General features: G+C 58.8%; 6 protein-coding genes and 1 pseudogene. 6 read left to right on the forward strand and 1 reads right to left on the reverse strand.

Annotated features, from left to right (window positions below; translation table 11 throughout):
• Positions 1-100: 100 nt before the first annotated feature.
• The 6 genes and pseudogenes from B347_RS0103360 (at position 101) to B347_RS0103390 (ending at position 8,926) form a co-directional block, all read left to right on the forward strand.
• Positions 101-1,969 carry a feruloyl-CoA synthase gene (locus tag B347_RS0103360; RefSeq protein WP_026013966.1) on the forward strand — a complete coding sequence of 623 codons (1,869 nt, stop codon included), beginning with the start codon at positions 101-103 and terminating at the stop codon, positions 1,967-1,969.
• Positions 1,966-3,210: a thiolase family protein gene (locus B347_RS0103365; RefSeq protein WP_019408300.1), complete on the forward strand. Its 1,245-nt coding sequence runs from the start codon at positions 1,966-1,968 to the stop codon at positions 3,208-3,210. The genes B347_RS0103360 and B347_RS0103365 overlap by 4 nt, the downstream gene beginning before the upstream one ends.
• Positions 3,211-3,219: 9 nt before the next feature.
• Positions 3,220-4,941 (forward strand): acyl-CoA dehydrogenase family protein, encoded by a 1,722-nt coding sequence (locus B347_RS0103370; RefSeq protein ID WP_019408301.1) that lies wholly within the window; start codon positions 3,220-3,222, stop codon positions 4,939-4,941.
• Positions 4,942-5,395: 454 nt separating this feature from the next.
• Complete coding sequence (locus B347_RS0103380; protein ID WP_019408303.1) at positions 5,396-6,727, forward strand: MFS transporter; 1,332 nt, start codon at positions 5,396-5,398, stop codon at positions 6,725-6,727.
• A 133-nt stretch (positions 6,728-6,860) separates the two neighbouring features.
• Positions 6,861-8,087: pseudogene (locus B347_RS25400) on the forward strand (OprD family porin).
• A gap of 125 nt (positions 8,088-8,212) precedes the next feature.
• The gene (locus B347_RS0103390) at positions 8,213-8,926 is read left to right on the forward strand and encodes a GntR family transcriptional regulator (RefSeq protein ID WP_019408306.1); all 714 of its coding nucleotides are present in this window, start codon (positions 8,213-8,215) and stop codon (positions 8,924-8,926) included.
• An 8-nt stretch (positions 8,927-8,934) separates the two neighbouring features.
• Here B347_RS0103390 and B347_RS0103395 read toward each other — a convergent pair whose 3' ends face one another.
• Positions 8,935-9,885 (reverse strand): PDR/VanB family oxidoreductase, encoded by a 951-nt coding sequence (locus tag B347_RS0103395; protein ID WP_019408307.1) that lies wholly within the window; start codon positions 9,883-9,885, stop codon positions 8,935-8,937.
• Between the last annotated feature and the right edge of the window lie 64 nt (positions 9,886-9,949).

Consider the following 9,949-nt stretch of genomic DNA (forward strand, 5'->3'; position numbering starts at 1 on the left):
AGGCATAACAATAATAAGGATGCAGCCACAGGTTGCCATGCTAGCCCCGTGCCGCTTGAGTGTCGGCCGGGAAGGGCATGCCTTGCAGGAGGAACACGACGTGAGTTTCGAATTCAAATCGCCGACCCAGCCGCGTTATCGCCAGGTATCTATCGGCCAGCCTCAGGTTGAAGTCAGCGAAACGTCGGGCATATTGCACATGCGCTCATTGGAGCCGTTGCAGGAGAGGCCCGAACGCTTGCTCGACCGTTTGGTGCATTGGGCACATGAGCGCCCGGACCACACGTTTATTGCTGCCCGTGAAAATGGCGGCGACTGGCGTCGGGTCAGCTATGCGCAGATGCTCGACGACGTTCGGGCCATCGCCCAGAGCCTGCTGGCGTACGGTCTTTCGGCAGACCGGCCCTTGGCGATCCTGTCGGGCAATGACATTGAGCATTTGCAGATTGCCTTGGGCGCGATGTACGCGGGCATTCCCTATTGCCCTGTGTCTCCGGCCTATTCGTTGTTGTCGCAGGACTTTGCCAAATTGCGGCACGTTTGCGAACTGTTGCAGCCGGGGTTGATTTTTGTCAGCGACGCTGCACCCTTTCAGCGGGCCATTGAGGCCGTATTGCCAAGCAGCACGCCGCTGATAACGGTGCGCGGCGAAGTGCCTGGGCGCGAGCAGGTGAGCTTTGCCAGTCTGTTGCTGCAACCCGGCGGCGCAGAAGCTGAAGTGGCGTTCAAGGCCACCGGACCCGATAGCATTACCAAGTTTCTGTTCACGTCGGGCTCTACCAAATTGCCCAAAGCGGTCGTCACCACCCAGCGCATGCTGTGCGCCAACCAGCAAATGCTCTTGCAGACGTTTCCGGTGTTCGGCGAAGAGCCGCCGGTACTGGTGGACTGGCTGCCGTGGAACCACACATTTGGCGGCAGCCATAACGTTGGCATTGTGCTCTACAACGGCGGCACCTTGTACCTGGACGGCGGCAAGCCTACGGCGCAGGGCTTTGCCGAGACGCTGCGCAATTTGAAAGAAGTGTCGCCCACGGCTTACCTGACCGTGCCCAAGGGGTGGGAAGAGCTGGTGACGGCGCTGGAAAACGAAGCTGACTTGCGCGATCGGTTTTTTGCCCGCATGTCGTTATTTTTCTTCGCTGCGGCGGGTCTTTCGCAAAGCATTTGGGACCGGCTGGACCGGGTTGCCGAGCAGCACTGTGGCGAGCGCATCCGCATGATGGCTGGGCTGGGCATGACGGAAGCCTCGCCTTCTTGCACGTTCACCACTGGGCCGCTGTCGATGGCCGGGTACATCGGTTTGCCCGCGCCGGGGTGCGAGGTGCGTCTGGTACCAGTGGACGGCAAGCTAGAAGGGCGTTTTCGCGGCCCACACATCATGCCGGGTTACTGGCGCGCGCCCGAGCAAAGCGCTGAAGCGTTCGATGATGAAGGTTTCTATCGTTCCGGCGATGCGCTCAAATTGGCTGACCCGTGCAATCCGCAATGGGGATTGATGTTTGATGGCCGTCTGGCCGAAGACTTCAAGTTGTCCTCCGGGGTGTTTGTCAGTGTTGGGCCGTTGCGTAACCGTGCGGTGCTGGAAGGCTCACCCTATGTGCAAGACTTAGTCGTGGCCGCTCCTGATCGCGAATGCCTAGGGGCGCTGGTGTTTCCGAGGTTGTATGAATGTCGACAGCTTTCGGGCTTGCCTGCCACCTCGAGTGACGCGCAAGTGCTGGCCAGCGAGCCGGTTCGCAGTTGGTTCACGCACTGGCTGCAACGCCTCAATCGTCAGGCCAGCGGTAATGCCAGCCGCCTTGAATGGATCGCGTTGCAGGATGAGCCCGCCTCGATTGATCGCGGTGAAGTCACGGATAAAGGCTCGATCAATCAGCGCGCGGTATTGCAATGGCGGGCGGCACAGGTGGAGGCGCTGTATCGCGGGCAGGAGCCGTCGATTTTGCGTGCCGGTGCCGCGTCATGAAACCGGCTGGGCAATATTGCGCATTCAGTGATGCCGCTATTGTCGAGGCGGTCCGCACCCCATGGGTAGATTTGGGGGGCGAGCTGGCGCATGTGTCGCCGATTGATCTGGGGATCAAGGTCGGTCGCGAAGTGTTGATGCGGGCCGGGCTAGATGCCCAAGACGTGGACTCGGTGCTGGCCGGCTCCATGGCCCAGTCCAGTTTCGATGCCTACATGCTGCCTCGGCATATTGGTTTGTACAGCGGCGTACCTCTGCAGGTGCCAGCTCTGGCGGTGCAGCGAATCTGCGCCACCGGTTTTGAACTGCTGCATCAGGCCGCACGGCAACTGAGCGAGGGCGTGGAATTGGCGTTGTGCGTGGGTGCTGAATCCATGTCGCGTAATCCGATTGCCGCGTACACCCATCGCGGTGGTTTTCGGCTGGGGGCTGCGGTGGAGTTCAAGGACTTCCTTTGGGAAGCGCTTTACGACCCGGCCCCGGGACTGGACATGATCGCCACCGCTGAAATCCTGGCCAAACGTTATGGCCTGAGCCGTGAAGCGGTGGATGGCTTTGCTCTCGAAAGCCATCAACGGGCCTTGAGTGCACAGGGCAGTGGCTGGTTTGAGGAGGAAATCGTCACGCTGCGCACTGAGCAGTTTGAGTTGGAGGGCTATCAGCCGCGGGGTATTAGCCTGCCGCGCCGTTGTGAATCCGTTAGCCGTGACAGTCACCCTCGCAGCACCGATGCCGTGGCTCTGGCACGGCTGGCGCCGATTCATACGCAGGGTGTGCAGACGGCGGGTAACAGCTGTGCTGTGGTCGATGGTGCTGCGGCCGCTCTGGTTGCCCGTATTTCGTCGCGTCGGCGGCCTGCGCTGGCGCATCTGTTGGCCAGCGCTGTGGTCGGCGTAGCGCCAGAGGTAATGGGTATCGGCCCGGTTCCGGCGATCCAGTTGTTGCTGCAACGCAGTGGCCTGACGCTAAGCGATATTGGCCGGTTTGAAATCAACGAAGCCCAAGGTGCGCAAGTGCTGGCTGTGGCGCGGGCACTGGAACTGGACACACACAGACTCAACTCCCGGGGCGGCTCGATTGCGCTGGGCCACCCGCTGGCGGCGACGGGCTTGCGGCTGGTGATGACCTTGGCGCGGCAACTGCGCGAAGACAACCTGCGTTATGGGATCGCAGCGGCCTGTGTCGGTGGCGGGCAAGGCATGGCGGTGCTGATCGAGAATCCGCATTTTTCGACGAATTGAGGCTTTTTTATGTGGCAATACCAAGCGCCGCTGCGTGACATGCAATTTATCTTCGAGCACTGGCTTGAGGCTCCATCGACCTGGGCCCGTACCGACGCATTCCAAGGGCTGGACTTGCCGCTGGCGTTGCAGGTGCTGGAAGAAGCGGGGCGCTTCAGTGCGCAGGTGCTGGCTCCGATCAATGCCAGCGGTGATCGTCAGGGGTGTCGGTTTGAGGCGGGCGAAGTGACCACTCCGGCAGGTTTTTCCGAGGCTTACCGGGCTTATGTTGAAGGCGGTTGGCCCGCGCTGGCCTGCGCTGAAACATTCGGCGGGCAAGGATTGCCGCAACTGCTCGATGCCGCGCTGCAAGAAATGCTCTATGCCAGCAACCATGGCTGGGCGATGTACACCGGTATCGCCCACGGCGCCTACTTGTGTCTTAAACATCATGCGCCGCAGTGGATCAAGGACCACTATTTGCCGCAGATTGTCAGCGGCCAGGCATTGCCGACCATGTGCCTGACCGAGCCTCAGGCGGGCAGTGATGTCGGCCTGTTGCGTAGTCGTGCCGAGCCGCAGGCCGATGGCAGTTATCGCCTTAATGGCAGCAAGCTGTTTATCTCCGGTGGCGAACATGACCTGACCGAAAATATCCTGCACTTGGTGCTGGCGCGTTTGCCCGATGCACCTGCTGGCAGTCGTGGGGTTTCATTGTTTCTGGTACCTAAGCGATTGCCGGACAGCTTGGCCAACGGCGTGCGCTGTGACGGTATCGAACACAAAATGGGTATCAAGGGCAGCGCTACGTGCTCGCTGGTGTTTGATAACGCGACAGGCTGGTTGTTGGGCGAGCCCAATCGTGGGTTGGCGGCCATGTTTGTGATGATGAATTCGGCACGTTTACACGTGGGTTTGCAAGGGTTGGGGCATGCCGAGGCCGCCTGGCAGAACGCTTACAGCTATGCTCGGGAGCGCAGGCAAATGCGTGCGCCGGCACGTCCGGTTGGGGTGGCCGCAGACGCCGCGGACCCGATTCACTTTCATCCGGCCATGCGCCGCGTGTTGCTGGAGCTTCGGGCCTATACCGAAGGCATGCGTGCAGTGGGTTATTGGGCGGCACACTTGCTCGATCAAGCGGATGACCCGCGAGCCTTGCGTCTGGCAGAGCTGCTGACGCCGGTGATCAAGGCATTCTTTACCGAGCAAGGGTTTCGCCTGTCCAGCAGCGCGTTGCAAGTGTTTGGTGGCTACGGCTATGTGACTGAATTCGCCATCGAACAAACCTTGCGCGACAGCCGTATTGCGATGATCTACGAGGGCACTAACGAGATACAGGCCAATGACCTGTTGCTGCGTAAAGTGCTGGGCGATGAAGGGCGAGCTTTCGGCGAGTTATTGGCCGTGGTACGCGAAGAAGCCAGGGCCGACGGCGGTGCTTTTGGCGAGTCGTTGGAGACGCTTTGCGACAAGCTTCACACCGTGTGCTGCGTGGTCCGGGAACAAGCACTTGAAGACCCTGAGTATCCCTATCGGGTCGCTGGGGACTTTCTGCGTCTGTGTGGTCTGGCATTGCTGGCGTTTGCTTGGGCGCGCACTGCCAGGGTTTCTCGGCAATTACCCGAAAGTGACCCGCTGCGGGCGAACAAGCTGGAAACAGCGGAGTATTTTTTTGCGTATGAGCTGTTGCAAGTGGACTACCGGATCGCCGCCATTCAAGCCGCAAAAGCGAGCCTGGCGTTTATCAATTAATGGATCCAATGGAGGTCTTTTGTCGTGTGGGAGCGAGCTTGCTTGCGATCTTTTGCTCGTTTAATAGATCGCGAGCAAGCTCGCTTCTGCCGTTCAGATGAAGTTGATCGATAATCGCACAGTAATATTTATGAAGTCTTACTTGTTTAACTCATTGATATATTTACATTTATTTTATTAATCCCTCCGTTTTTTGGGCCTTTCTCAGCTGCCTGAACCCGCTTCTGCTTGTCCCTCATCTTGCCTGTGGATCCATTAACGGTTTGACTAGCGGCATGGTGATGGCAGCCGTCTCGTGCCTGACCGTTGCCAATAAAAACTACAAAAAGGGTCTCGTTATGAACGCCTTCTCAAGGGCACCCACCCGCCTGGGGTCTGCCTACGTTGTGTCTATGTGTTATGCAGTGCTGTGCTTTTTTTTCGCTTCGGTGATGTCCGAGCAGGAGGCCCACGCATGGCTATCGATCTGAAAACTACCCTCGATAACGGCCCGATGAGTTCTTTCCAATGGCTTGCCATTGGAATTTGCATCGTGCTGAACATGATTGATGGCTTTGATGTGCTGGTCATGGCGTTCACGGCCGCTTCGGTGTCGGCTGAGTGGGCGTTGAGTGGTGCGCAAATCGGTATGTTGCTGAGCGCCGGGTTGTTCGGCATGGCGGCCGGTTCTCTGTTTATCGCACCCTGGGCGGATCGCATTGGTCGTCGGCCGCTGATTCTGTTTTGCTTGGTGGTGTCCGGCATCGGGATGGTGCTTTCGTCGTTGAGTCAGTCTCCGATACAGTTGGCGCTGTTGCGCGGGGTAACGGGCTTGGGTATTGGCGGTATTCTGGCCAGCAGCAACGTGATTGCCAGTGAATACGCCAGCAAGCGCTGGCGCGGGCTGGCGGTGAGTTTGCAATCCACTGGCTATGCCCTGGGCGCGACCTTAGGCGGCTTGCTTGCGGTGTGGTTGTTGTCACATTGGGGCTGGCGTTCGGTCTTTCTGTTTGGCGGTATTGTGACCTTCGCGGTGATCCCGCTGGTGCTGTTGTGGCTGCCTGAATCGCTGGACTTTTTGCTGGCTCGTCGTCCGGCAACGGCCTTGCAGCGCATCAATCGCTTGGCCCAACGCATGGGGCAACAAACCTTGAGTGCCATGCCGCCTGTGGTGGCGAGCGTAGCGGGTGAGGGCAAAGGGTTTACCAAGTTGCTGACCCCGGCACTGCGCCGAACTACGCTGTTGATCTGGCTGCTGTTCTTCCTGGTGATGTTCGGTTTCTACTTTGTGATGAGCTGGACACCCAAATTGCTGGTGTCTGCCGGTCTTTCCGCGCAACAGGGCATCACTGGTGGCGTGCTGTTGAGCGTAGGCGGGATCTTCGGTGCGGCGTTGGTCGGTGGTCTGGCTTCGCGCTGGCCGCTGACCCGCGTACTGTCGCTGTTCATGCTGGTGACAGCAGGCTTGCTGGTGCTGTTTGTCGGCTCGGCCTCTTCGGTGATGGCTGCACTCGGCCTGGGCCTGTTGATCGGGATGTTTTCCAACGGTTGCGTGGCTGGGCTGTATGCCCTGTCGCCGATTGTGTATGACGCTTCGGTTCGCACCACCGGCGTGGGTTGGGGCATCGGTATTGGCCGAATTGGCGCCATCCTGTCGCCAATCGTGGCCGGTTTTCTGCTTGATGCTGGCTGGCAACCGCTGCACTTGTACGGGGTGTTCGCCATCGTCTTCGTGATTGCTGCGGGCTGCTTGTTGCTGCTTAAACCGGGTAGCGCATCGCCGCAACCGGTACCTACTCCGGCCTGATTCAGGTCGTCGACCACTGCCCGGCCTGGCCGGGCAGGTTTCACAGCACACCTACACCTACACCTACACATCGTCGGGCGGGCTTTTTCAGCTGCGGGGAGCGGCTGCGCCTAAAAAATGGAGAACAATAATAATGAAGAACACTATTGGCTTGCTGTCCTTGACCTTGTGTGCGCCGGTAATGGCTCAGGATCAAGGTTTTTTTGAAGACTCAACCACTGACTTGCTGCTGCGCAACTACTATTTCAATCGTGATTTCCGTGATCCGGGTGCTCCTAAAAGCAACGTAAATGAGTGGGCGCAGGGCTTCATTCTCAAGTTCAATTCCGGGTACACCCCAGGCGTCGTGGGTTTTGGCGTAGACGCGATCGCCATGCTCGGGGTCAAACTCGACAGCAGCCGCCCGGCCAGCGGCTCGGAATTGCTTCCGGTGCATGCTGATGGGCGTGCAGCCGATAACTTCAGCCGTGCGGGCGTGGCGGCCAAGGCGCGTTTCTCGGCCACTGAAATCAAAGTCGGTGAGTTGATGCCGGATGTTCCGGTGCTGCGTTACGACGATGGTCGCCTGCTGCCGCAGACGTTTCGTGGAGCTATGTTGGTGTCCAAAGAGATAGACGGTCTGGGTGTGCAGGCGGGTCAATAACGCTCCGTAAGCTTGCGTAATTCTTCAAACATGCAAGACCTCTCCGCATGGGCTGCGCCAGGTGTGATGACTGACCGCTTCAACTATGGCGGTGCTGAATACCGTTTCAATGAGCAGCGGACGCTGGTCGGGGTCTGGCATTCGCAGTTGAAGGACATCTATCAGCAGAGCTACTTCAATGTGCTGCACAAACAGCCGGTGGGTGATTGGGTCTTGGGCGCCAACCTGGGGTATTTCATCGACAAAGACGACGGCAGTGCCCGTATCGGCAACGTCAGCAGTCGCACGGCTTATGGTCTGTTCTCGGCCGCCACGGGCGGTCACACCGTGTACCTCGGGCTGCAACGGGTGAGTGGCGATACCGGCTGGATGTCGGTGTTTGGCAGCAGCGGTCGGACCCTGGGCAACGATATGTTCAACGGCAACTTCAGCAATGCGGACGAGCGCTCTTGGCAAGTGCGTTATGACTACAACTTCGCGGCATTGGGTGTGCCGGGGCTGTTGGCGATGGTCCGTTATGGCCACGGCGACAACGCCACGACCAAGCAGGGCACTAATGGCAAGGAATGGGAGCGCGACACCGAGGTCGGCTACACCATCCAGAGCGGCAGCTTCAAAAACCTCAGCCTGCGGGTCAACAACGCCACCAACCGTCGCAGTTTTAACAGCGACTTTGATCAGACTCGCGTGGTGATCAGCTACCCACTGTCGATGTAATGACGTTGCCTCCTGTGGGACGGGTTTGTCTTGCTGTCTTTTAAGATCAAAAGATGGCGAGCAAGCTCGCTCCTACAGGCGCTTGCGTTACTATGTTTGCCCCCTGTTTTCTGGAAGTCGCTTGGATGAGCAAACCCGGCCAATTGGTGCTGATTGCACTGCGCAAAATGATTGCCTCGGGCGAGTTGGCCGCAGGCGAGCGTCTGATGGAAATCCCTACCGCTGAGTTGTTCGGTGTGTCGCGAATGCCGGTGCGCATGGCGTTCCGCACGCTGGAGCAGGAAGGCTTGTTGGTGCGTTTTGGGGGGCGCGGGTTTCAGGTGCGTTCGGTCAGTGCCAATGATATTGCCGGTGCGGTAGAGGTGCGCGGTGTGCTCGAAGGCCTTGCGGCACGCCTGACCGCTGAGCGCGGGCTGTCGGCAGAAGGCCGAGCAACCCTTGAGTTGTGCCTGCTGCAAGGGGATGAGTTATTCGATAAAGGCTTTGTCACCGAGGACGATCTTGAGGTTTATCACGACCTCAATATGCGCTTTCATCAGGCGATTATCGAAGGCAGCCACAACCCGGCGATTGCCGATGCGCTGGCGCGCAACGATCATTTGCCGTTTGCATCGGTCACGGCGTTGGCGGTGGATCGCAAAGACATGGTGCGCGAGTATCGCCGTTTCAATTACGCGCACATGCAGCATCACTCGGTGTTCGATGCCTTGGTCAGTGGCCAGGGTGCTCGCGCTGAAGCCATGATGCGCGAGCACGCGAATGCCACCTTACGCTATGCCGAGATTTTCAGCTCGGCGGTGGCCTGTGAGCGGATGAAAGTGATTCACCGCCCGGGCTGACACACCGGTTAAATATCCAGTACCAGCAAGGCGGACTTTGAGCGCGAACAGCACGGCGTGAACTGGTTGTTGCAGGCTTGCTCTTCTTCGGTGAGGAACATGTCGCGGTGGTCTGGCACGCCTTCCAATACGTTGGTCAGGCACGTGCCGCACACCCCTTGTTCGCATGACATGGGGATGTCGATGCCGTGACCTTCCAGAACCTGAACCACCGTTTTATCAGCCGGTATCTCAATGATTTGACCGGTGCTGGCCACCTTGACCGAAAAACTCCCGTCATTGCTGCTGTCGACCGGCGCAGCGGCAAAGTACTCGCGGTGCAGTGTGTCTTCGGCCCAGCCTTGGGTGCGGGCGCTGTCCAGCACGTGCTGCATAAAACCGCCCGGACCGCACACGTAGAGATGCATGCCGGCTTGCGGGTTGGCCAGTACTTGAGCGGCATTCATGGCGGTTTCGGGTTGTTCGTCGAAATGCAAAAACACTCGGTCCGCAAACGCTGACTGTCGGATTCGCTCAACAAACGCAGCGCGCTCGCTGGAGCGGGCGCAATAGTGCAGCTCGAAATCTGCGTTGATGTTGGCCAAACGCTCGGCCATGCACAGAATCGGGGTAATCCCGATCCCGCCCGCAAACAAGAGGCTGCGCTGAGCTTCATGCGTCAGCGGGAACAAATTGCGCGGCTCGCTGATCTGCAAGCGATCGCCCGTGTTGATGTGGGCGTGCAGGCTTTGTGAGCCGCCGCGAGAAGCGGGGTCCTTAAGTACACCAATCAGGTAGCGATGGCGTTCGTCCGGGTGATTGCACAGCGAGTACTGGCGGATCAAGCCGCTGGGCAGATGAACATCAATATGCGCCCCGGCGCTGAACGGGGGCAGGGCGCTGTTATCGACACGGGCCAACTCATAACTGCAAATGTCTTGTGCTTCGGTTGTGCGCGATACCACCACCACATCAATCATGCTGGATCCTCACAGCGTTACCGGCATTGGGCACGCTTGTGTTTAGTGTTCAAAAAGGCGCGGG

The sequence above is a fragment of the Pseudomonas psychrophila HA-4 genome, assembly GCF_000282975.1.
GTDB lineage: Bacteria > Pseudomonadota > Gammaproteobacteria > Pseudomonadales > Pseudomonadaceae > Aquipseudomonas > Aquipseudomonas psychrophila_A.

Bases quoted from the DNA above. Each gene is read 5' to 3' on its own strand.
- B347_RS0103365 (WP_019408300.1), top strand. From the start codon at position 1,966: ATGAAACCGGCTGGGCAATATTGCGCATTCAGTGATGCCGCTATTGTC.
- B347_RS0103370 (WP_019408301.1), top strand. From the start codon at position 3,220: ATGTGGCAATACCAAGCGCCGCTGCGTGACATGCAATTTATCTTCGAG.
- B347_RS0103380 (WP_019408303.1), top strand. From the start codon at position 5,396: ATGGCTATCGATCTGAAAACTACCCTCGATAACGGCCCGATGAGTTCT.
- B347_RS0103390 (WP_019408306.1), top strand. From the start codon at position 8,213: ATGAGCAAACCCGGCCAATTGGTGCTGATTGCACTGCGCAAAATGATT.
- B347_RS0103395 (WP_019408307.1), bottom strand. From the start codon at position 9,885: ATGATTGATGTGGTGGTGGTATCGCGCACAACCGAAGCACAAGACATT.